This window comes from Amycolatopsis ponsaeliensis (assembly GCF_030182635.1).
Classification (GTDB): domain Bacteria; phylum Actinomycetota; class Actinomycetes; order Mycobacteriales; family Pseudonocardiaceae; genus Amycolatopsis; species Amycolatopsis ponsaeliensis.
In genome coordinates this window covers 60,449-82,127 of sequence record NZ_JAPZLD010000046.1, presented here as the reverse complement: position 1 = coordinate 82,127, position 21,679 = coordinate 60,449, and the positions used below count along the sequence as shown (strand labels likewise).

The 21,679-nt window shown below is 71.7% G+C and carries 24 protein-coding genes; 14 read left to right on the top strand and 10 right to left on the bottom strand.

The window, feature by feature from the left end; genetic code table 11:
* Positions 1 to 11: 11 nt before the first annotated feature.
* Positions 12 to 863, top strand: a complete 852-nt coding sequence (locus QQ657_RS44915; protein WP_284748506.1) for an imine reductase family protein — start codon at positions 12 to 14, stop codon at positions 861 to 863.
* Positions 860 to 1,597: an SDR family NAD(P)-dependent oxidoreductase gene (locus tag QQ657_RS44910; RefSeq protein ID WP_284748505.1), complete on the top strand. Its 738-nt coding sequence runs from the start codon at positions 860 to 862 to the stop codon at positions 1,595 to 1,597. Before QQ657_RS44915 ends, QQ657_RS44910 begins: the two co-directional genes overlap by 4 nt.
* A 153-nt stretch (positions 1,598 to 1,750) precedes the next feature.
* On the opposite strand, the gene QQ657_RS44905 is transcribed toward QQ657_RS44910, so the two are convergent.
* Positions 1,751 to 2,518, bottom strand: coding sequence for an NAD(P)H-dependent oxidoreductase (locus QQ657_RS44905; protein WP_284748504.1), 768 nt, complete (start codon positions 2,516 to 2,518; stop codon positions 1,751 to 1,753).
* 71 nt (positions 2,519 to 2,589) lie between these two features.
* On the opposite strand from QQ657_RS44905, the gene QQ657_RS44900 reads away from it, so the two are divergent.
* Both QQ657_RS44900 and QQ657_RS44895 read left to right on the top strand, forming a co-directional pair.
* Entirely contained in the window at positions 2,590 to 3,588 is a 999-nt protein-coding gene (locus QQ657_RS44900; protein WP_284748503.1) for a GlxA family transcriptional regulator, read from the top strand.
* A gap of 19 nt (positions 3,589 to 3,607) precedes the next feature.
* Complete coding sequence (locus QQ657_RS44895; protein WP_284748502.1) at positions 3,608 to 4,471, top strand: transglutaminase-like domain-containing protein; 864 nt, start codon at positions 3,608 to 3,610, stop codon at positions 4,469 to 4,471.
* Here QQ657_RS44895 and QQ657_RS44890 read toward each other — a convergent pair.
* From QQ657_RS44890 to QQ657_RS44880, 3 genes are all read right to left on the bottom strand, one after another.
* A complete protein-coding gene (locus tag QQ657_RS44890; RefSeq protein ID WP_284748501.1) occupies positions 4,428 to 5,327 on the bottom strand; it encodes a LysR family transcriptional regulator in 900 nt (299 codons plus the stop codon). The two genes, QQ657_RS44895 and QQ657_RS44890, sit on opposite strands and share 44 nt — an antisense overlap.
* Before the next feature lie 567 nt (positions 5,328 to 5,894).
* Positions 5,895 to 6,506 carry a TetR/AcrR family transcriptional regulator gene (locus tag QQ657_RS44885; RefSeq protein WP_350310756.1) on the bottom strand — a complete coding sequence of 204 codons (612 nt, stop codon included), beginning with the start codon at positions 6,504 to 6,506 and terminating at the stop codon, positions 5,895 to 5,897.
* A 15-nt stretch (positions 6,507 to 6,521) separates the two neighbouring features.
* Positions 6,522 to 7,340 carry a class I SAM-dependent methyltransferase gene (locus tag QQ657_RS44880; RefSeq protein ID WP_284748499.1) on the bottom strand — a complete coding sequence of 273 codons (819 nt, stop codon included), beginning with the start codon at positions 7,338 to 7,340 and terminating at the stop codon, positions 6,522 to 6,524.
* Between the two features lie 190 nt (positions 7,341 to 7,530).
* Between QQ657_RS44880 and QQ657_RS44875 the strand changes: the two genes are divergently transcribed.
* Entirely contained in the window at positions 7,531 to 8,118 is a 588-nt protein-coding gene (locus QQ657_RS44875) for a dihydrofolate reductase family protein (protein WP_284748498.1), read from the top strand.
* Here the strand turns inward: QQ657_RS44875 and QQ657_RS44870 are convergent.
* Positions 8,108 to 8,962, bottom strand: a complete 855-nt coding sequence (locus QQ657_RS44870; protein WP_284748497.1) for a sigma-70 family RNA polymerase sigma factor — start codon at positions 8,960 to 8,962, stop codon at positions 8,108 to 8,110. The genes QQ657_RS44875 and QQ657_RS44870 overlap by 11 nt on opposite strands.
* Positions 8,963 to 9,026: 64 nt before the next feature.
* Here QQ657_RS44870 and QQ657_RS44865 point away from each other — a divergent pair, with 64 nt between their 5' ends.
* Entirely contained in the window at positions 9,027 to 10,031 is a 1,005-nt protein-coding gene (locus tag QQ657_RS44865) for an alkene reductase (RefSeq protein ID WP_284748496.1), read from the top strand.
* 3 nt (positions 10,032 to 10,034) lie between these two features.
* On the opposite strand, the gene QQ657_RS44860 is transcribed toward QQ657_RS44865, so the two are convergent.
* The gene (locus tag QQ657_RS44860; RefSeq protein WP_284748495.1) at positions 10,035 to 10,370 is read right to left on the bottom strand and encodes a VOC family protein; all 336 of its coding nucleotides are present in this window, start codon (positions 10,368 to 10,370) and stop codon (positions 10,035 to 10,037) included.
* 49 nt (positions 10,371 to 10,419) lie between these two features.
* On the opposite strand from QQ657_RS44860, the gene QQ657_RS44855 reads away from it, so the two are divergent.
* Entirely contained in the window at positions 10,420 to 11,055 is a 636-nt protein-coding gene (locus QQ657_RS44855; RefSeq protein WP_284748494.1) for a hypothetical protein, read from the top strand.
* A 3-nt stretch (positions 11,056 to 11,058) separates the two neighbouring features.
* On the opposite strand, the gene QQ657_RS44850 is transcribed toward QQ657_RS44855, so the two are convergent.
* Positions 11,059 to 11,427 carry a DoxX family protein gene (locus QQ657_RS44850; protein WP_284748493.1) on the bottom strand — a complete coding sequence of 123 codons (369 nt, stop codon included), beginning with the start codon at positions 11,425 to 11,427 and terminating at the stop codon, positions 11,059 to 11,061.
* 75 nt (positions 11,428 to 11,502) lie between these two features.
* On the opposite strand from QQ657_RS44850, the gene QQ657_RS44845 reads away from it, so the two are divergent.
* Positions 11,503 to 11,892: a winged helix-turn-helix transcriptional regulator gene (locus tag QQ657_RS44845; RefSeq protein WP_284748492.1), complete on the top strand. Its 390-nt coding sequence runs from the start codon at positions 11,503 to 11,505 to the stop codon at positions 11,890 to 11,892.
* Here QQ657_RS44845 and QQ657_RS44840 read toward each other — a convergent pair.
* Complete coding sequence (locus QQ657_RS44840) at positions 11,865 to 12,890, bottom strand: C40 family peptidase (RefSeq protein WP_284748491.1); 1,026 nt, start codon at positions 12,888 to 12,890, stop codon at positions 11,865 to 11,867. The genes QQ657_RS44845 and QQ657_RS44840 overlap by 28 nt on opposite strands.
* A gap of 81 nt (positions 12,891 to 12,971) precedes the next feature.
* Here QQ657_RS44840 and QQ657_RS44835 point away from each other — a divergent pair, with 81 nt between their 5' ends.
* The 5 genes from QQ657_RS44835 (at position 12,972) to QQ657_RS44815 (ending at position 16,699) form a co-directional block, all read left to right on the top strand.
* A complete protein-coding gene (locus QQ657_RS44835) occupies positions 12,972 to 13,769 on the top strand; it encodes a biotin--[acetyl-CoA-carboxylase] ligase (RefSeq protein WP_284748490.1) in 798 nt (265 codons plus the stop codon).
* Positions 13,770 to 13,854: 85 nt separating this feature from the next.
* On the top strand, positions 13,855 to 14,445 hold the full coding sequence (locus QQ657_RS44830; RefSeq protein WP_284748489.1) for a PH domain-containing protein: 591 nt from the start codon (positions 13,855 to 13,857) through the stop codon (positions 14,443 to 14,445).
* On the top strand, positions 14,445 to 15,374 hold the full coding sequence (locus tag QQ657_RS44825; protein WP_284748488.1) for a hydroxymethylglutaryl-CoA lyase: 930 nt from the start codon (positions 14,445 to 14,447) through the stop codon (positions 15,372 to 15,374). Before QQ657_RS44830 ends, QQ657_RS44825 begins: the two co-directional genes overlap by 1 nt.
* 102 nt (positions 15,375 to 15,476) lie before the next feature.
* A complete protein-coding gene (locus QQ657_RS44820) occupies positions 15,477 to 16,439 on the top strand; it encodes a TNT domain-containing protein (RefSeq protein ID WP_284748487.1) in 963 nt (320 codons plus the stop codon).
* Positions 16,439 to 16,699, top strand: coding sequence for a hypothetical protein (locus QQ657_RS44815; RefSeq protein ID WP_003105220.1), 261 nt, complete (start codon positions 16,439 to 16,441; stop codon positions 16,697 to 16,699). Before QQ657_RS44820 ends, QQ657_RS44815 begins: the two co-directional genes overlap by 1 nt.
* A 66-nt stretch (positions 16,700 to 16,765) precedes the next feature.
* On the opposite strand, the gene QQ657_RS44810 is transcribed toward QQ657_RS44815, so the two are convergent.
* Both QQ657_RS44810 and hisN read right to left on the bottom strand, forming a co-directional pair.
* On the bottom strand, positions 16,766 to 20,017 hold the full coding sequence (locus QQ657_RS44810; RefSeq protein WP_284748486.1) for a GH92 family glycosyl hydrolase: 3,252 nt from the start codon (positions 20,015 to 20,017) through the stop codon (positions 16,766 to 16,768).
* A 136-nt stretch (positions 20,018 to 20,153) separates the two neighbouring features.
* Positions 20,154 to 20,939, bottom strand: coding sequence for a histidinol-phosphatase (hisN, locus tag QQ657_RS44805; protein ID WP_284748485.1), 786 nt, complete (start codon positions 20,937 to 20,939; stop codon positions 20,154 to 20,156).
* A 42-nt stretch (positions 20,940 to 20,981) separates the two neighbouring features.
* Between hisN and QQ657_RS44800 the strand changes: the two genes are divergently transcribed.
* Entirely contained in the window at positions 20,982 to 21,677 is a 696-nt protein-coding gene (locus tag QQ657_RS44800) for a response regulator transcription factor (protein ID WP_284748517.1), read from the top strand.
* Positions 21,678 to 21,679: the final 2 nt, after the last annotated feature.

Below are 21,679 nucleotides of genomic sequence, written 5' to 3'. Positions count from 1 at the left end.
GCATGATCGGCATGGGAGAAAGCAAGAAACAGGTGAGCGTGCTCGGCCTGGGGCGGATGGGTGCGGCCCTCGCCGGCGCGCTTCTGGGGGCGGGCCACGACGTCGTGGTGTGGAACCGGTCGCCGCTCAAGGCGGGCCCGCTGCTCGACCGCGGCGCGCGGCTCGCGGCCACGCCGGCGGAAGCGGCCACAGCGGACGTCGTGATCAGTTGTCTGTCCACATACGACAGTCAGCAAGCGGTGCTGGAAGCCGCTTCGCCGAAGGTGCTGGTCAACCTCACTTCCGGGACGCCCGCGCAGGCTCGTGACGCGGCCGCGTGGGCGTCGTCCGCGGGTGTCGACTACGTGGACGGCGTGATCATGGCGGTGCCGCAGGGCATCGGGACCGCGCAGTCGCGGATCCTGTACAGCGGTTCGGCGCCGGTGTTTTCGGCGCAGCGCGAGGTGTTGACGGTGCTGGGGGAGCCGGTTTTCCTCGGCGAGGACGCGGGTCTGGCGGCGCTGTACGACCTGGCGCTGCTGGGCATCATGTGGTCGACGATGGCGGGGTACCTGCACGCGCTGGCGTTGGTGGGGACCGAGGGCGTCGAGCCTGCGACGTTCACGCCGATGGCGTTGTCGTGGCTCTCGGCGGTCGGCGGGTTCCTGCCGGGCATCGGGGCGCAGGTGGCCAGTGGTGACTACGCGACCGACGTGTCCGCTTTGGACATCAACGCGGCCGGGCTCGGCCTGCTGGTGGAGACGAGCCGCGCGCAGGGGATCGGATTTTCGGTGCCGGCGGCGGTGCGGGAGTTGTTCGACCGCGCGGTGGCGGCGGGCCACGGTGCGCACGCGATCGCGAGTGTCATCGAGGAGATCCGGTGAAGTATTCGGGGAAGAAGGCCGTCGTCACGGGCGGCACGCACGGCATGGGCCTGGCGGTGGTGCGCGCGCTGCTGGACGGCGGCGCGGAGGTGCTCGCGACCGGCCGTGACGTGTCGGGTCTGGACCTGCCGGCGCACCTGCTGTCGTCGGACGCTTCGTCGCTGGCCGACATCGACTCGCTGGCTTCCGTCGCCGCGGACACTCTCGGCTCATTGGACCTGGTGTTCATCAACGTCGGTTTCGCGACTTTGACGCCGTATTCGGAGGCGACCCCGGAGATCTACGACCGGACGTTCGACGTCAACGCGAAGGGCGCGTACTTCACGGCCCAGCGGCTGGCCGGGCTGGTGCGGCCGGGCGGGTCGTTCGTGTTCACGACGTCGGTGGCGGCCGGGGCGGGCATCGCGGGGATGGGGCCGTATTCGGCGGCGAAGGCGGCGGTCCGGTCGTTCGCGCTGACGTACGCGGCCGAGCTGGCGCCGCGCGGGATCCGGGTGAACGTGGTCAGCCCGGGCTACACGGACACCCCGACGATGGGGGTGACGGGCGTGCCGGCCTCGGTAATGGCGGCGTTCAAGGCAACGGGCGACGAGGTGACGCCGCTGAAGCGGCACGCAAGGGTCGAAGAGGTCGCGGCGGCGGTGTTGTTCTTGGCGTTCGAGGCGACGTTCACAACGGGAGCGGACCTCCCGGTGGACGGCGGCTTGGGCCAGCGGCTCACGTTGCCGGCGTGAGCTGAGCGGCCCAGTGCCTCGGCGCCGGCCTCCTGTGGGCTGACGTTGCCGGCGTGAGCTGAGCGGCCGGCTTGCGCGTTGCCTCCACCGCCGCGCAGACCATGAGGGGCACCCTCATGGTCATAAGCGCCATGAGGGTGCCCTTCATGGCTTTCAGGTGAGGTGGATGGCCAGGCCTGTCGCGCCGGGGGCGCGGTCGGGGCGGAGGACCAGGTCTTCGTCGTAGTCGCCGCCGTTCTGCGTGCGGAACGGGATCGGCTCCGCTGTCTCCAGCGTCCGCAGGCGCTCTCGCAGCCGCTCGCAGGCCTCGGCGAACTGCTCTTCCGAGAGCCTGTCGGCGCCGTAGATCGGGAGCGGCTGCAGGACCGACATTCCCGCGTAGAACAGCGTTCCGTGGTGCACCGGCCACAGGACCTCGTTCAGCTCGCCGTTCACCCCGCGCGGGCCCATGGCCGGCTCGCGGGCGCCCGCGGTGAGCACCACCATCGCGCGCTTGCCCGCGAGCCTGCCCTCGCCGTAGCGCAGCGTGCGGCCGTCCTCCGCCCGGATGCCGTAGCCGAAGCCCTTCACGAACACGCGGTCGAACCAGCCCTTGAGGATCGCCGGCATTCCGTACCACCACAACGGGAACTGCACGACGACCGCGTCCGCCCAGTCGAGCTTCTCCTGCTCGGCCACGATGTCCGGGCTCAGCTCGCCCCGCGCGTGCGCCCGGGCCGACGTCGCCCCGACGACCAGGCGCTCGTCGCCGGCCTCGGTGCCGAAGTCGGCCGCGTCGACGACCGGGTTCCACTTCATCGCGTACAGGTCCGACTCCCGGACGTCGTGACCGAGCTCGTGCAGCGTCCGGAGCCCGTCGTCACGGAGGGCCCCGCTCAGCGAGCGCGGCTCGGGATGCGCGAAAACCCACAAAACGTTCATGACCTCGATGGTCACGCGGGCCGGCGGCTCGATCGAGTGGCCTGATAGCCAACATGTGCAAGAATCGAGCCATGGCCGCCTTTGTGCACCCGGACCGTCACCACGTCGCCGTGCTGGTCAGGCACGGCATGCTCGTGATGGAGCTGGGCATCGTCCACCGGCTCTTCGGGCAGGCGCGCTCGGCGTCGGGCGAGCCGCTGTACGAGGTCGTGACCTGCACCCTCGAACCCGGCCCGGTCCGCACCGACGCCGACTTCACGATCCCGATCGACCGCGGTCCCGAGGTGCTGGCGGAGGCCGACACCGTGATCGTCCCGGCGTCGCTGGCCGAGTACGAGCCCATGGCGCGCGTGCTGACCCCGCCCCTCGCGGCGGCGCTGGACCGGATCCCGGGGGACGCGCGCATCGCGTCGATCTGCACGGGCGCGTTCGTCCTCGCCGCGGCCGGCCTCCTCGACGGCCGCCGCGCGACGACCCACTGGCGCTCCGCCGACGAACTGCAGCACCGGTTCCCCGAGGTCGAGGTCGACCCGTGCGTGCTCTACACCGACGACGGCAACGTCCTGACGTCCGCGGGCGTCGCGTCCGGGATCGACCTGGTGCTGCACATGATCCGCCGCGACCACGGCGCGGCCGTCGCCAACGAAGTCGCCCGCGGCACAGTGGTCTCCCCGCACCGCGAAGGCGGCCAGGCCCAGTTCGTCCGGCGGCCGGTGCCCGAGCCGCGCACGTCGTCGACGAAGGCGGCGCGCGCGTGGGCGCTGGAGAACCTGCACCGCCCGCTGACGCTGCGCGAACTCGCCGCCCGCGAGGCGATGAGCACCCGGACGTTCACCCGCCGCTTCCGCGACGAGGTCGGCATCTCGGCCCTGCAATGGCTGACGCAGCAACGGATCGAGCGCGCCCGCCAGCTGCTGGAGGAGTCGGACCTGCCGGTCGACCGCGTCGCGACGGAGGCCGGCTTCGGCACGGCGGCCTCGCTGCGCCAGCACTTCCAGGCCGCACTCGGGGTGTCACCGAGCGCGTACCGCACGACGTTCCGCGGCGAACTGACCGCGCAGGCGGGCTGAATTTTCGTAGGCTGGGCCCATGGACTGGTACCTCGGCCAGAGCCGCTTCACCGACCCGGGCGCGCAGTCGTCCTGGCTCGACGGCGTTCCGCGCGACCTCGCGGCGTTGCGCCGGGCGGCGTCCGAGCTGGTGTTCCACTACTGGGCCCAGGGCGACATCACCCGGCACGGCTTCCCGGCTTCGCGCGGTGAAGAGATCGACCTGCGGTACGCGTCGGACATGTTCGCGCGCCTGCGCGAACTCGACCCGGCGCCGCCCGGCTCCCCGCGTTCGCCGGTGCACCGGATCGTCGGCTGCTGCCGCGACTTCACGGTGCTGTTCGTCTCGATGGCCCGCCACCACGGCATCCCGGCGCGCGCCCGGGTCGGCTTCGCGAGCTACCTGGTGCCGGGCTGGTACCTCGACCACGTGGTCGCGGAGGTGTGGTCGCCCGACGGCTGGCGCCTGGTCGAACCCCAGCTACCGGACGGCTTCCCCGAGGTCGACGTCCTCGACGTGCCCCGCGACCGGTTCCTGGTCGGCGCGGACGCCTGGACCGCGGCCCGCTCGGGCGACCTCGACCCGAGCCGGCTCGTGGTCTCGCCGGATCTGGATGTCCCGTTCCTGCGCGGCCTGCCGTACGCGCGGCACAACCTCGTGCTCGACCTCGCCGCGCTCAACAAGCACGAGATGATCCTGTGGGACCTCTGGGGCGACCTCGACGACACTGCGGTGCTCGCTCCGGACACCGTCGCCCGCGCCGACGAGCTGGCCGAAGCGATGGCCGGCGCCGACCTCGAGCAGCTGCGGGTGCTGTTCGAGGCCGAGGACGTGCGGGTGCCGCCGGTGGTCCGCTCGGTCACCCCGCCGGGACGGCTCCCGGTCGAGGTAGTGCTTCGCTGACCTCGACGGCGGTCCGCACGAACCGCGCGATCCGCGGGTCCCGCGCGCCCGCCGGCCAGGCGAGCGCGAGCGAGTACGGCGTCGCGTCGGCGACGGGCCGGTACACGACGTCGGCCCGCGGGTGCCCCTCCGCGAACGACGCCGGCAGCAGCGCGATTGCCTGCCCGAGCGCGACCGTCTCCAGCAGCTGCGCGATGTCGTGCACCACCGGCCCCGGCGTGACCGGGCCGCCGGTCACGTCCCGGCCCGACCAGTAGGCCCGATCGGCGACCGACGCGTCCGGCCAGGACGGCGTCGCCCGCCCGGTGAAGTCCGCGCAGGTCAGCGAGGTCCGGTGCGCCAGCTCGTGCCGCACCGGGAGCGCGGCGACCCGAGGCTCGGTGAAGAGCACCTCGACGTCCAGGTCGCCGTGGTCGCCCGAGCAGCCGAGCAGGGCCACGTCGGCCTGACCGTCACGCAGCAGGGCCCCCTGCTCGCCGAACCCGCCGACCCGGATCTCGACCGGGTCCGGGTGCCCGCCGGCGATCCGCCGCAGCAGTTCGGTGGCGACACTGGGTTTCACGGTGACGACGAGTGCCGGCGGCTCGTGCGCCGCCCGGCGGGTGCGCCGGACCGCGGCCGTGACCGCGTCCAGTGCCTTCGCCGACTCCGTGAACAGGACGTTCCCGGCCGGCGTCAGCTCGACGTGCCGGCTGGTGCGTTCGAACAGCCGGACGCCCAGCCGCCGCTCCAGCAACCGGATCGCGCGTGACAGCGGTGGCTGCGCCATCCCGAGCCGCTCGGCGGCGCGGGAGAAGTTCAGCTCTTCGGCGACCGCGCGGAAGTACCGCAGCTCACGGACCTCGACGTCGTCCATACCGCGAGGGTATCGCGGCAGAGTCCATCGGTCTTTCCCTTTCTGTCGTGCGAATGGTGGGCTTGGTGTCGAGAGTTCCACAAAGGACGGACAGTGATGACGGACATCCAGCGGAACAAGGAAGTGGTCGTCGGTTTCCTTCGGACGGCCTTCACCGAGAAGCGCCCGGCGGACGCCGAGGACGATCTCGTGTGCACGCACAGCCTCCTGCGCCTGACGCCCGGATCGCGGGGGAGCGCGATCGCGGACGTCATGCGGGTGCGCGACGGGCGGATCGTGTGGTGCAGGAGATTCCGGAGTCGACAGTCAGCGGGAACCCGATGGTTTAGGCGAGGTAGGCGGAGGGGTGTGGGTTGCGAGTCGGGGTAAGTGGCTCGGGGTAAGTGACGCTGTGGGCCGGGACCGAGAGTGCGTGGCGTGCGGGCGCTGCGAGAGCTGGTGGTGGGAGGGCGGTTGGCGCGGCTGGGGGTGGGCGCGGTGGCGCGGCTGGGTGGCGGTGGTGCGGTCCGGCGCCGGGAGTGGCTCTGGAGTGAGACCCGGTGGGCGTTGAGCGAAGGCGGTGCGGACCTACGGCGCGATGCCGTCGAGGGCCGCTCGTACCACCGAGTCCAGCGTGGGCGGGTCGAGCTGGCTCGTGTGCGGGAAGACCGCTGCCAGTACCGAGGCGTGGCAGTAGCCGACCAGCATGGCCGCCGTTGCGTCCACTTCGGACTCCGGGCGCAGCCTGCCGAGAGTGCGCTCCTCCCTCAGGTACGTCAGGAGACGGTCGCGCCAGTAGCCGGATCGCTCGCTGATCTCCGCGAAGCGCTCCAGGACCCTCGGCTGCCCGAGCAGGCCGCTGAACGCCGGGACGATCACCTCGTGCAGGGCGAGGCCGAACTCCAGGTGGCGGCGGAGGTTCCCCTCCAAGGTCCCTTCGCCGGCCACCGGCAGGTCGCCCAGCTCCGCTTCCGTCGTGCGCACGTGCTCCAGGAGGGCCCTGGCCACCAGCTCCTCCTTGTCGGAGAAGTGGTTGTAGAGCACGCCGTCGGCGACGCCCGCCATGCGCGCGATCTCGCGCACGGTCATCCCGGTCGTCCCGTGCGTGGCGATCATCTTCTGGGCGGTTTCGACCAGCAGGTCGTGCAGGGACTGGCCGTCCCGCTGAGCCGCGGCTTTCCTCGGTGACATCACCGCCATCGTAGAACCCGCGCCCTAGGACCTCCTTCCCGTGACCAGCCACGCCGCCCCGCGCAGGCGGACCGCGTCCGGGCCCGCGAACGGCTCGAGCGCCGCCGTCAGGGCTTCGGTCGCCTTGGCCGCGGTCTCGGCGTCGACCATCCCCAGGTGGTGGCGCACCGGACCCCAGTCGGAGATGAACCGCGTCGCGTCGGGGACGTCACGGCCCCAGACCTGGTCGGCCTCGACGCGGGTGCACACCACGTCCTCGAAGCCGGCTCCGGTCAAGACCGCCGTCGTGCGGTCCGGGTCCGCGAACGACGTCGGGCCGCTGCCGTCCGGGCCCGTGGGCTGGGGCAGGTACTCGGCCATCGCCCCGAACACCCGGCCCAGGTCGGTGCCGGAGAGGGCCGCCATGCAGAGGAAGGCGAGCCGCCCGCCGGGGCTCAGGGCCAGCCGGACGTTGGCGAACGCCACCACCGGGTCGGCGAAGAACATCACCCCGAACCGGCTGATCGCCAAGTCGAACCCGCCTTCGGCGAACGGGTGCACCTGGACGTCACCCTGCTCGAAGGTCACGTTCGGCACCTCCGCCGCCCGCGCCCGCGCGGTCGCGAGCATCGGCCCGGACAGGTCGACCCCGGTCGCGGACCGGGCCCGCGCCGCCGCGAGCCGCGTCAGCCGGCCGTTGCCGCAGCCGATGTCGAGCACCCGGTCGCCGCTGCCGACCTGGTCGAGCACGTAGTCGTTGAACCCGTTGTTCACGGCGTCGTAGCGGTCGGCGTGCGACGCCCAATGCTCCCCTTCGTAGCCGTTCCACGCCTCGGCCTGTGCGGTGTTGACGATCCCGGTCATCCCCATCTCCTCTGTTGTGAACACGCGTTCATGAACGTCTGTTCATGGTCGCGAAGATCGACGCGGCTGTCAAGGCATCGGCCACCCGCCGCCGGATGTCGGCCAGGTGGCAGATCTTCCGGCCGGGCGATCGCGGAAGACTTCTCCTCAGCGAGGCAAACCGCCTCCGACCAGCACAGAGGAGCTAGAAATGGCCGACGTCATCGCCAACATGTCCATGTCCCTCGACGGCTTCGTCGCCGACCCGCAGGACCGCATCGACCACCTGTTCGGGTGGTTCGGCAACGGCGACGTCGAGGTGCCCACCGCCGTCGACTGGGCGACCTTCAAGACCTCCGAGGCCAGCGCGAAGATGCTGCGCGACGCCATGGACAACGTCGGTGCGCTGATCGCCGGCCGCCACCTGTTCGACATCACCCAGGGCTGGGGCGGCACGCACCCGATGGGGGTGCCGGTCTTCGTCGTCACCCACGAGGCGCCGGCGGACTGGCCGCACCCGGACGCGCCGTTCACCTTCGTCACCGACGGCGTCGAAAGCGCCGTCGAGCAGGCCAAGAAGGTCGCCGGCGACAAGAACGTCGTCGTCGCCAGCACCAAGATCGCGCAGCAGTGCCTCAACCTCGGCCTGCTCGACGGCGTTCAGGTCGACCTCATCCCGGTGCTGCTCGGCTCCGGCGTCCGGTTCTTCGAGGGCCTCGACGCGACGACCACCCTGACCGGCCCCGAGGTCGTCGAAGGGACCGGCGTCACGCACCTCTCGTACCGGATCAAGCGCTGAGGAGCGTGACGTGCAGCGCGGCGAGCCGGGCGGGGTCGGCGATCACCTCGTACGCCGCCACTCGCTCGCCCTCGACCATCACCGCGAGGGCGAGCAGCAGCCGGCCACGCGGGGCCACGACGACGCCGACCGCGCCGTCCACCAGGGCCGCTTCGGCGAAGTGAGCCCGTTTCCCGAACACCTGCGTCTCCTCGGCCACGGCACGGGCCCCGCGTGCCTCGAGGGCCGCTCCCACCGGCAGCGCGGCCGCGTCGGCGTGACGGACGACGTCCGGGGCGAGGACGTCCAGAAGCTCGTCGAGGTCGCCGCCGCGGGCTGCCGCCAGGAACGCGTCGACCACCCGGCGGTGCCGCGCCAGGTCGGCCGGAGGCAGCGGAGACGTGCCGCGAACCCGGTGCCGCGCGCGGCTCGCGAGCTTCTTCGCCGCCACCGGCGTGCGGTCGAGCACCGGGGCGATCCGGTCGAACGGCACGGCGAACAGGTCGTGCAGCACGAACGCGATCCGCTCGGCCGGGCCCAGCGCGTCCAGCACCACGAGCAGCGCGCGGCCCACCGAATCGGCCAGTTCGACCTCACCGGCCGGGTCGGCATCGGCCGTGGGCTCCGGCACGACGTCGAACGGGTCCTCGCGCCGGGCCTTCCGCGAGCGCAGGACGTCGAGGCAGACGCGGGAGACGACCGTCGTCAGCCAGGCCGCGAGGTTGTCGACGGAGTCCACGCGGTTGAGCCGCAGCCAAGCTTCCTGGACGGCGTCGTCCGCCTCGGCCGCCGAGCCGAGCATCCGGAAGGCCAGCCCGCGCAGCCTGCCGCGTTCGGCCTCGAACTCCCGGGCCAGCTCGTCCATCGGTCACCTTTCGCCCGCACCCACCGTCGCACTCCCGACGAATCGCTGCGACCAGAGGTGACCGATGAGCTTGCTGACCCCTGCCGACCTGGGCGGATGGCGCCTGCCCAACCGCGTGGTGCTCGCGCCGACGACCCGCGCGCACGTTCCCGGCGGCGTTCCCGGTGAACCGCAGGCCGCCTACTACGCGGAGCGCGCCGGCGCCGGGCTGATCGTCACTGAAGGCACTTGGGTGAGTGAACGGGCCGTCGGGTTCCTGGACGTTCCCGGCGTGTACGCCGAGGACCAGGTCGCCGGCTGGCGTCAAGTCACGGACGTCGTGCACGCGCTCGGCGGGCGAATCGTGGTGCAGCTGTGGCACACCGGGGCGGTGTCGCACCCGGACTTCCTCGGCGCGCGTCCGGCCGGGCCGTCGGCGGTGAATCCCGAAGAGTCCGTGCACACCGCTTCGGGACGGCGGCCGACGGTGACTCCGCGCGAGATGAGCGTGGCCGAGATCCGGGCCGTCGTCTCGGACTACGGTGCGGCGGCGGAGAACGCGCGGCGAGCGGGCTTCGACGGCGTCGAGGTGGCGGCCAACGGCGTGTACCTGCTCGCGCAGTTCCTGCACCCGCGGTCGAACCGCCGCACCGACGCGTACGGACGCTGCCGGCGCAAGCTGCTGCTGGAAGTCGTCGATGCCGTGAGTGCCTCCGGGATCGCTGTGGGGGTAAGGCTTTCGCCGTGGTGGACGGGCGGACTGTTCACTGTGGACGAATCCCTGCGCGCCGATTACGACGAGCTGGTCGCCGGACTCGACGTCGCGTACCTGCACCTCCGTGGTTCGGACGCGGGACCGGACTTCGCCGGCTTCGCGCGGTATCGACAGCTGTTCGGCGGCTCGCTCATCGTGAACAACGGCTTCGACCGCGACTCCGGGGACGCCGTGATCCGGGCCGGGATCGCCGACGCGGTGTCGTACTCCAGGCACTTCGTCGCCAACCCGGACCTCGTGACGCGGTTCGCGCTCGGCTTGCCGCTGGAAACCGCCGACCCCGCGACGTACTACGGTGCCGCCGCCGTGTCCTGACGGCTATTCCGGGCACCACACCGCCAGCTCGCTGCCGCCGGGTTCGCGGAAGTGGAAGCGCCGGCCGCCGGGGAAGGCGAACGGTTCCTTGGTCACCTCCCCACCGGCCGCGACCACGGCGGTTCGGGCCGCCGCCAGGTCGTCCGTGCGGATCGTGACCAGGGGCGCGCGGGGTTGCTCGGCCGTATCGGCCTGGAAGCCGAAGGTGAGACCGGGCGCGCGGACGTCGGTGTACGTGGGCCCGTACGGCGTCACGTCCCAGCCGAAGGCACGCGCGAAGAACTCGCCGGACGCGGTGGCCGACGTGGACGGGAACTCGGCGAAGTCGACTTCGTACATGTTTCCGAAGCTAGCGGCGACCACCGACAAAAACGCTAGCCTGAGCGCCATGGATCTCGACGACGCGGTCGTGCGCCTGTGCGCGGAGGGCATGCAAGCCGAAGCGGCGGGCCGCAACGAGGACGCGCACGCGCTGTTCCGGCAGGCGTGGGACGCGGCCACCGACGACTACGGCGCCTGCGTCGCGGCGCATTACCTCGCGCGGCACCAGACGACTCCCGAGGACGTGCTGCGCTGGAACCAGGAGTGCCTGGAGCGGGCCGATCGCGTCGGCGACGAGCGGGTCCGCGGGTTCTACCCGTCGCTGCACCTGAACCTGGCTCGCGCGCACGAGGAGCTCGGTGACGCCGACCGCGCGCAGGAGCACTACCGCCAGGCGGCCACGCGCCTCCCGGACGTTCCGGCCGGGCCGTACCGCGACGGGATGCGGTTCACGGTCGCCGCCGCGTTGCGGACGACCGACGGCGGCAGCGCCGCGCTGACCGAGCTGCTCGGCAAGTTGTGCGAACGCAAGGACTTCCGGGCGCTCGGGGTCCTGTTGCCGCCGTACCTCGGTGATCTCGGGACCTCGGACGACCGGACGGCGTTGCTGACCGCCGTGCAGATGGTGCGGTTGGGACAGTCGCTGCCGGACGAGGAAGCCGCGCTGCTGAGCCGCGCGATGGGTGAGCTGACGGGCGCCTGACCGTCAGCCGAGGAACCGGCCGGCCGCGACGAAGGCGGCGAGCAGCGCCAGGAGCACGTTGGCGGGCAACGGCCGGCGTTCGCCGCGGACCAGGTGCACCCGGAACGCGGCGACCTGCACCACGACCAGGCCGATCGCGGCGATCGGGGTGAGGACCGGCGCGATCCCGGTCAGCCACGGCAGAACCACGCCGAGCGCGCCGAGGATCTCCACCAGGCCGACCGCCTTCACACCGGCGTCCGATGCGTCCTTCATCCAGTCCAAGTTGCCCGACGCGATCAGCTGCTCGCGTCGCCGCACGACCTTGAGCCCGCCCGCGGCGAGGTAGACGATGGCGAGCATTCCCTGAGCGATCCACAGTGCGATGTCCACGCCTGATGGTCGGTGCGCACGAGGGCAGCCACAAAAGGCACAACGATGTATGTGTCCAGGAAGGAGCGCCCGGCCATGACGAAGGTCACACGCGACGGGGAGGGGCCGCCGCGGATCCGGGAGGGCGGTGCGGTCCGCGAGGTGCTGGACCGGATCGGCGACAAGTGGAGCCTGCTGGTGATCGGCACCCTGCGTTCAGGGCCGCTGCGGTTCGGTGAGCTGGAGCGGGCCGCCGGGATCTCGCAGCGGATGTTGACGCTGACGCTCACCCGCTTGGTCGAGGACGGTCTGGTGACGCGCACCGCGTACGCCGAGGTGCCGCCCCGGGTCGAGTACGAGGTGACCGAGCTGGGCCGGAGCCTGGTGCCGCTGGTGATGGCGCTCGCCGAGTGGGCGATGGCCAACCACGAGCGGATCAACGCCCACCGGCAGCGGGCTCAGGCCGGGCGTCCCGCGCCCGCGTAGTCGTCGCCCTTCGAGTGGTACGTGTGGATCTGGATCGCCTGGCCCTCGGTCGGCGCGTTGATCATCAGGCCGTTGCCCAGGTACAGCCCCACGTGGTGGATGCGCGTCGCCGGGCTGCCGTAGAACACCAGGTCGCCCAGGCGGGGCTCCTGCGAAGCCGGCACCGGCGGGAGCGCCCGGAACTGGCTGTCCGCCGTGCGCGGCAGGGACACGCCCGCGCTGTCGTAGGACGCCTTCGTCAGGCCCGAGCAGTCGAAGCCCGCCGCGCCCGCGTCGGGGCCGTTGCCGCCCCAGACGTACGGGAGGCCGAGCTGGCCCAGGGCGAACCGGGTCGCGCGGACCCGCGCCGAGTCGGCCGATGCCGGGTCCAGGGAAAGCGTCGCGTACAGCTGGGCCATGCCGAGGATGCGCTGCCGGAACAGCTCCGTGTCACTGCCCGGGTGGTACGCCGCGATGGCCTTCCACCAGCCCGGACCGGCGCCGAGGTCCGTGCCGCCCGCGCACAGTGCCCGTCCGGCCGCGACCGGGGCCTCGGTGCCGTACTTCTTGGTCTGAGCCGCAGTCAGCCCCAGCAGGTTCTCGCCGCCGCGGCCGTGGTTCGACGCCGCCGAGCCGACGCCCGCCAGCGTGACCCACGAGAGGTGGCACGACGGGTCTTCGCTCCGCAGGGTCAGCTCGCCGTTCGCGTAGCCGATCAGCGCGGCCGCCGGGATGTCGAGGGGCCCCGCCAGCTGGTCGGCCCACTGCTGCAGCGGGCTCTTGCCGCCCTGTCCGGACGCGCCCTGACCCGGTTCCTGTGCCTTCACGGGTGCGCTGACCTCGAGGACTGAGGGACCCGACACCGCGTCACGCGCCACCGGCAGGGGAGCGGCGGGAGCGGGTTCGGGCGACCGGTCGGCCAGCAGCCAGCCCGCGGCGACCAGACCCGCGACGAGCGGCAGCGCGACGAGGCCGCGCAGGGCCGCGCCGCGAGCCCAGGAGGTCGGCTTCGTCGTCACGGGGTCCAACTTAGAAGAGCGCACCTCTTAGTGAACGACTGAGTAGCTTGCACGTTAGGGGGACTCTCATATGGTGGACACATGCCTGAGATCGACGCAGCCCGGCTGACCGCGGCGCTCAAGGACCGGTACGCGAAGATCGACGTCGTCGAGCGCACCGGCTCCACCAACGCCGACCTGCGGAAAGCCGTCGACGAAGGTGCCGCGGACCGGACGGTCCTGCTGGCCGAGGAGCAGACCGCGGGGGTCGGCAGGCGCGCGCGCCAGTGGAGTTCGCCGAAGGGCGCCGGGCTGTACCTCAGCGTGGCGCTGCGGCCGGGCGTCCCGTTCACGGCGCTGGGCTCACTCTCCGTCGTCGCCGGGCTCGCCGTCCGGGCGGCCGCGGCCGGCGTCGGGGTCGACGCCACGCTCAAGTGGCCCAACGACGTCCTCGTGGGCGGCGCGAAGTGCGCCGGGATCCTCGCCGAGGCCGTCGCCGGGGACCCGCCGTCGCTCGTGCTCGGCATCGGCCTCAACGTCCTGCCGCTCGGCGACGTCCAGCCGGGCCCGGGCGGCCTGCCCGCGACGTCGCTCGCCGAGCTGGGCGCCACGAACACCGACCGCACCGACGTCGCGATCGCGCTGCTCACCGAGCTCGACGACCTGGAGAAACGCTGGCGGCTCGCGGGCGGTGACCTCACCGAAGCCGGTCTGCTGGGCGACTACCGCGCCCACTGCGCGACCCTCGGCCAGGACGTCGAGGTGCAGCTGCCGGACGGCACTTCGCTCGTCGGGCGCGCCGCCGACATCGACGCCGCCGGGCAGCTCCAGGTCGACATGACCGGCGGCCAGCGGCACACCGTGTTCGCGGGTGACGTGGTCCACGTCCGCCCGGCCTGATTCTTCGGGGCGTTGCACTCACCGGCCGGGCGTCTCGCCGGTACGGTGAAGCGACATCGCCGCACCGACCTTGGGAGCGTCCGCCGTGGCTTATCCGGACGATTTGCTCAGCGAGCAAGAGCACGTCGTGGTGCACAGTCACCCGCATTTCAAGATGCTGATCTTCCCGACGCTCGCGTTCCTGGTCACCCTGGGCGCCGGCATCTGGCTGGCGATCCTCGCGAAGGACGCCGGCTCGCCGTGGAACACGGTCGGGCTGATCGCCATCGCCGTCGTCGCCCTCGTGCTGATCGTGTGGTTGTTCCTCGCGCCGCTCGTGCGCTGGCGCACCACCCACTTCATCGTGACCACCGACCGCCTCATCGCCCGCGAAGGCGTCCTGAAGCGCACCGGCATCGACATCCCGATGGGCCGGATCAACAGCGTCCAGTTCGAGCACGACCTGCTGGACCGGGTCTTCGGCTGCGGCACGCTGATCATCGAGTCGGCGTCGGCCGAGCCGCTGCGGTTCGAGGACATCCCGCACGTCGAGAAGGTGCACACGGTGATCTACCGCGAGGTCAACGACAACCCGTACGACGACTACCGCGCGGGCGGCCCCCAGCAGCCGCAGCAGACCGAGCCGCTGCCGCCCCAGGGCGGGCACCCGCCCCGCGGCGGCGACCGGCGCCGCTGATGGGCACGCGTGAACTGGGCCTGCCGGAGCGGGTCCCCTCGGCGGGTGAGCTGCCGGAGCGGATCACGATCTGGGAGGTCGGCCCGCGGGACGGGCTGCAGAACGAGAAGACGATCGTCCCGGTCGAGGTCAAGCTGGAGTTCCTCGACCGGCTGGCGGGCGCCGGACTGACGACGCTCGAGGCGACGAGCTTCGTGCACCCCAAGTGGGTGCCACAGCTGGCCGACGCCGAGCAGCTGCTGGCCGGGCTCGAACGCCGCGAAGGCGTCCGTTACCCGGTGCTGGTGCCGAACGAGAAGGGCCTGAACCGGGCCCTCGACGCGGGCGTCGAGCACATCGCGATCTTCGCCAGCGCGACCGAGACGTTCGCGCGGAAGAACCTCAACTCGTCGCTGGACGAGCAGTTCGCGATGTTCGAGCCGGTCGTGACGCGGGCGCGGGAAGCCGGCCTGGACGTGCGTGGCTACCTCTCGATGTGCTTCGGCGACCCGTGGGAAGGTGCCGTGCCGGCGAAGCAGGTCGTCGCCGCCGGGCGCCGCCTGCTGGACATGGGGTGCTCGCAGCTTTCGCTCGGCGACACCATCGGCGTCGCGACCGCGGGCCAGGTCGAGAACCTGGTCGGGCTGTTCGGCGATGTCGGTACTTTGGCCGTGCACTTCCACGACACCTATGGTCAGGCTCTGGCCAACACCCTGGCGGCGCTCCGATGTGGAGTGTCGACAGTGGACTCCTCGGCGGGCGGGCTCGGCGGCTGCCCGTACGCCGAGTCGGCCACGGGGAACCTGGCCACCGAGGACCTGGTGTGGATGCTGGACGGCCTCGGGGTGGCCACCGGCGTCGACCTGGACACGCTGGTGGCGGCCAGCGCGTGGATGGCGGGACAGCTCGGCCGCCCGAGCCCGTCCCGCGTGGTGGCCGCGCTGAGCTGACCTCGCCCGCACCCGCACATGGAGCGTGCGGTATCAAGGGGGACCGGCCGCGGCCGCGTCGAACAGTGTGCCCGCGGGCACCGACCGAGCCGGAGGATGGGTGTGACCGAGCCTTCCGAGGCGGGCTCCGAACCGGTCGAGGCCGACCTCGACACCGGGCCGATCCGGCTGCCCGGGTACGGCCTGACGGATTCCGGCGCTTTCGAAGAGGCGCCGACCCCACCTTCGGGCACGCCCGCGGCGTGGCCGCACGCGGTGTCGCCGCTGCTGCCGCCGTTCCCGCTGCCCCCGGCTCCGCCCGCGCCGGTGCCGCCCGCGCCGGCCGGGCCGCCGCCCCCGGTGGCGGGCCCGCCACCGAACCCCGGCTCGCCCGCGCCCTTGCCGGCGCTCGGGTCGCCCCGCACCGAGCGGGAAAGCGTTGTCGCGCTGTTCCTGGTGCACATGTTCCCGATCGGGCACCTGCCGGTGGCCATGGACCGGCCGGCGCTGCAGCTGCCGCTGCCCGAGGACCCGGACGGCTTCGGCCCGAACGACCACCCGGACGCCCGGCTGATCTTCGACGACCAGGCGCTCACCAACGTCACCGCCGGGTTCCGCCGGTCGCCGACCGCGCCGCCGCGGCCGGTGCCCCGGCACCTGACCGACGGCTACGTCCCGTACGCGCGGGCGACGCAGGCCGTGTGGATCCGCCGGTTCGTCCTCGGGCACAGCGAGCTGGGGCCCGAGTACGCGTGGCCGCCGGGCGACCACTACCCGGAGGGGTGCGTCGATCACGGCGACCCGGTGATGGTCCCGATGAACACCGTGCTCGACCGCTTCGGGCCGGCGTACGGGCGGGTGTTCTTCGCCGACGGGACGCCGTTCACGGAACGCTCGCTGCCGCCCGGGATGCTGGACGCCGAGTACCGCCGGTACGTCGTGGTGCGCGCGGTGCCGATGTGGCGTTCGGAGACGGCGAACTGGTTCGGCCAGGTCGGCGGCGGCACCCGGTACCGTGCGCTGCTGGCGGCCGACGAGCTCGTGACCCTCGGCTACCTCGCCGAGGCCAAGGGGGAAGAGGACTGATGAACACCCAGTCGATCCAGCGCTGGCTCGGCGTGCTGGGCGTGCCGCCGGAGGTCGTCTCGCTCGGCGCCGAGGTCGACAACGCCTGGTGCCTGATGCAGGGCGAGGACGAGGCGTGGGAGGTCTTCTGGCGGGAGCAGGGCAACCGCTACGACTGGGCGCGGTTCACCAGCGAGCAGGTCGCGTGCCACTACCTCTTCGGCCGGCTGGCCTGGGCGCAGGTCGCCCGCGGCGCCGTCGGCCTGCTGCCCGGTTCCTGACGTGCCGTTAAGGCCACCTTACGGGCGTCAGACGCCCGTAAGGTGGCCTTAACGGCACTTGGCCGGTCAGCTCACTGCGTACGTGAAGACGTGTGCTGCTCCTGCGCCGGTCGACGTCGGCAGGGTGATGCTGCGAACCTGCTTCGCCGGGTCCAGGGCGATCGGGGCCGTCGCGAACAGGTACGACGTGTACGGCCGCTGCAACCGGAACATGTACCTCGGGAACGCCGAGTTCACGTACGGCACCGACGCGACGACCGTGTTCCCGAACTGCGGTGTCTCCTCACCGCCTTGCAGCAGCCACTCCGACAGGCCCAGCGAACCCTGCTGCGTCGAGCCGTCGGTGTAGGTGACCGTGACGGTGCCCTGCGCGTCGCCGCCGGTCGCCGAGCCGAGGAACGACAGCTTCGTCGCGCCCGCCGGGGCGTCCACCGCAAGCGTTTGCCCTGAGGCGATCACGTTGTCCGGCGACCCCGCCGGGCTCGACGGCCAGGTGAACTCGCGCACCTTCGCGCCCGGCGTGATCCCGCTCGTGGCGAGGCCCTGCGCGGAGTAGGCGAACTGGCCGGGGTAGAGGTCGGTCTCGCCGAAGTCGCCGTACTGGACGAGCCGGTCGTCCGTGACGCCGACGTTCGTGTCCGCCGCGTGCAGCGTCCCCGGCTTCCCGACCGTGACCGGCAGGTACGCGGGCAGCTGCCCGCCGAACTCCACCGGCACGCTCGTGAACGCGTCGGGCGACCCGGCGGCCGCTGTGACGCGAACCTGCTGGGAAGACGTCCCGTGCGCGCCCACCGTGAGCGTGCCGCTCGACGGCGTCACGGTGATCCCCGCAGGCGGCTTCGCCTGCCAGGTCACCTTGCCCTGGCCGGTGATGCCTTCGGCCGTCACCGTCGCTGTCGTCGAGCCGCCGGGGGCGACGACGACGCGGCCCGGGCCGATCCGGCCGCGCACCGGAACCTCGCCGTCGCGGAAGGACGGCGGCGCGTCCGAAGCACCGGAGCCCCACGACGTCGGCGAAGCGCCGAGCGTGAAGTCGAGCCGGCCGCCGTTCACCGCGAACGACTCCGGCAGCCACGGCTTCGTGCTCGCCTGGCCGTTCACCTTCAGGCTGTTCACGTACTTCACCGAACTGGACGCGCCGGGCGCGGTGATCGTGATCCGCTGGCCGGTCGCCCGCGTCAGCGTGATCTTCGGGAACATCGGGCTGGCCAGCACCATTTCGGCGCGGCCGGGCGCCTCCGGGTACATGCCGAGCGCGGCGAAGACGTACCACGCCGACGTCGCGCCGAGGTCGTCGTTGCCGGGCAGGCCGTCTTCGGTGGGCTTGAACAGCAGCTCCGCCGAGCGGCGCACGATGTCCTGCGTCTTCGACGGCGCGCCCGCGTACGCGTACTCCCACGGCACCTCGAACGACGGCTCGTTCGACATGAACGCGTACGGCGAACTGGCGTCGCTGTTCAGCTTCGTGAAGAAGAAGTCGAGACGCTTCTTCACGGCGTCGTCACCGCCCATCGCGTCGAAGAGGCCGCGCACGTTGTACGGCACCATCCACGTGTACTGCGCCGCGTTCCCTTCCTGGTAGCGCATTTCCTCGTACTTCGCGGGGTCGAACGGCGAGAGGAACTGGCCGTCGCGCATCCGGGTCTGCAGGTAGCCGGTGGCCGGGTTGTAGACGTTCTCCCAGTACTGCGCGCGGGTCATGAACTGCTGGTACGTCTTCGGATCGCCGAGGCGTTGCGCCAGCTGGGCGATGCCGAAGTCGGCGGTCGTGTCCTCGAGCATGTCCGAGACGTTGTTGGGGTGGTAGCCCAGCGTCTGGTAGTCGGACAGGCCCGGCCGTTCGAGCGCGCGTTCGCCCGCCTGCTGGACGCGGGTGGCGCCGTTGACCATCGACTTCAGCGCCTGGGACGCGTCGAAGTCCGTGGCGCCGAAGGCGTACGTGCTGGCGATGATCGAGTGGTAGGGGTCGCCGCCCATCACGCCCATGAAGTCGTTGTTCTGCGACCAGCGGTCCCAGACCCCGCCGGCCTGGTTCGCCTGGTTGAGCATCGACTGCGCCATGTCGGCGGCCTCGTGCGGGGCGAGCATCGACAGCAGCTGGACCTCGTCGCGGTAGGTGTCCCAGCCGGAGAAGTTGGCGTACTGCGCGTGGCCGGGTTTCGTGCGGTGGATCGCCTTGTCGAAGCCCGCGTAACGACCGTCCACATCGGAGAAGACGTTCGGCTGCAGGAGCGTGTGGTAGAGCGCGGTGTAGAACGTCCTGGTCGCCGCGTCCGTGCCGCCTTCCACGGTGATCTGCCGCAGCCGGTCGTTCCAGGTCCGGCGAGCGTCGTTCTTGAGGGTGTCGAAGGAAGCGCCGCGCTGTTCGGCCGCGGCGTTGAGCCTCGCGCCGGTCGCGTCCACATAGGACAGGCCGACGCGCACCTGGACCGGCTTGGCGGGGTCGAAGGTCAGGTAGGCACCGGAGCCGCCGTCGGCCGTGACGACCTGCTTGTCCCACGTCGCCTTGCTGAGGTCGCCGCCGCGGGCGGTGGTGCCGCCGGGCGTCACGGTGGCGTTCTGCCAGGTCCCGGACGTCGTGAACGGCTGGTCGAACGACGCCGAGAAGTAGACCTTGTACGTGTTGGGGCCGCGGCAGAAGTGGCCGCTGGAGACCCAGCCTTCGACGGTCCGTTTGGCCGGGTCGACCGTCACGGCGGCGTCGTCACTGCCCATCGCGGACTGCGCCACGTCGACGAGCAGCGTGGCGGGGGAGTTCTTCGGGAAGGTGAACCGGCCCATGCCCGAACGCTGGGTCGCGGTCAGCTCGGTGGTGATGCCGGAGTCCGTCGTCACCTTGTAGTAGCCGGGGGACGCGGATTCGTTCGCGTGGCTGAAGGCAGGGAAGTACTTCGTCGCGTCGACCGCGGGGGACGTGGAGATCTGCCCGGCGAACGGCAGGAACGGGACGTCGCCGGCCGCGCCACCGCAGCCGGCGCCGTTGAAGTGGGTGAGGCTGAAGCCGCGGAGCTTGTTCTCCTCCCAGGCGTAGCCGCCGTCGCGGTCGCGGGCGTAGTACCGGCCCTGCCCGGCGGGCGGTTTGGGCTGCAGCGGGGTGTCTGGGCTCCACTGCACCATGCCGAAGGGGACGTCGGCGCCGGGGAAGGTGTCGCCGGCGTAGGTGTTGGTCTCGGGGGTGTCGCCGGCCTTCGCGCCGACGAACGGGTTGACGTAGGCGGCGAGGTCCCTCGCGTGGTCGGGCTCGGCGAGTGCGGGACTGGGGCTGGCCACGGCTGTGACCAGGGGAATGACCAAAGCCGCGGTGACGACTCTGCGCATGCTCTTCCTCCCGGGGTGAGCGGGGCACCCGGGAGCTGACAACGTTGTCAGAAGACAGGGTGACCCGGCGAGCACTGGGAGTGAACCACCGGTGGTTCAGACCGGTCAAGAAGTGCCCGCCAGGCGGCCTATCCCGTCAACGCTTGAGGATCGCCAGCGCTTCGTCGTGCAGAAGGCCGTTCGTCGACAGCGCGCTGCCGTTGTCGTACCGCCCGGCGCCGTCCAGGTCGCTGAACCGGCCGCCCGCCTCGGTGACGATCACCTGCGCCGCCGCGACGTCCCACGGGTTCACGATGCACTCCGCCGCCACGTCCAGTGCGCCCTCCGCCACCAGCACGTGGTGCCAGAAGTCGCCGAACGCGCGGGACTCCCAGCACGCGTCGACCAGGTCCAGGTACTTTTCGCGCGAGTGGTGCTCGCGCCACGAGTTCACGTCCGTAGTGGACAGATAAGCGTCCGAAAGGGACGAAACCCCGGAAACCGACAGCTGCCGCGTGCCGGCCGAATCGCTGGAGAAGGCGCCCGAGCCCGTGGCCGCCCACCAGCGGCGGCCCAGCAGGGGCGCGCTGATCATGCCGACCACCGGGTCGCCGTCCTCGACGAGCGCGATCAGGGTCGCCCAGACGGGTACACCCCGGAGGAAGTTCTTGGTGCCGTCGATCGGGTCGAGCACCCACGCCCGGCCGGTCGCCGCGGATCCGCCGCGCTCCTCGCCGAGCACCGCGTCGTCCGGGCGTTCGGCCGCGAGAAGCGCCCGGATCGCGTCCTCGACCGCGGTGTCCGCGTCCGTCACCGGGGTGCGGTCGGGCTTGCGCTCGATCCTCAGGTCCAGGGCGCGGAACCGCGCCGTCGTGATCGCGTCGGCGGCATCAGCCAGCCGGGTGGCGAGGGCCAGATCATCTCCGTAGCCAGGCACGGTCACGATGGTTTCACGCCTTCTCGCCGTAGAGTTGGCCAGGTGAGCATGGTCCTACTTGCCGAAGACGATCCGGCCATCGCCGAACCGCTCTCCCGCGCCCTCGAACGTGAGGGATACGAGATCCACGTCGTCACCGACGGCCCTTCGGTGCTCGACGCCACCGCCGCCCAGAAAGTCGACCTGCTCGTGCTGGATCTCGGGCTGCCCGGCATGGACGGTCTCGAGGTCTGCCGGCGTCTCCGGGCCAACGGCACCGAGCTGCCCGTCCTGATGCTCACCGCGCGCACCGACGAGGTCGACTTCGTCGTCGGCCTCGACGCGGGCGCCGATGACTACGTCGCCAAACCGTTCCGGCTCGCCGAGCTCCTCGCCCGGATCCGCGCGCTGCTGCGCCGCCGGGTGCCCGAGGTGCTCGAGGCCGGCGGCGTGCGGATGGACCTGGGCGCGCGGCTGGTCACCGTCGACCTGCACGAGGTGCAGCTGGCGAACAAGGAGTTCGAGCTGCTGCGCGTGCTGATGAGCCGCGCCGGGCAGGTCGTCAGCCGCGACGAGATCCTCGCCGAGGTCTGGAACGACCTCGAGTCGAAGACGTCCAAGACGCTCGACATGCACATGTCGTGGCTGCGGCGGAAGCTCGCCATCGCCGCCGACGAGGCCGCCGGCCGCACCAGCAAGACCCACGACGGCGAGCGGCGGATCGCGACCGTCCGCGGCGTCGGCTTCCGGTTCAACGCCGAATAAGC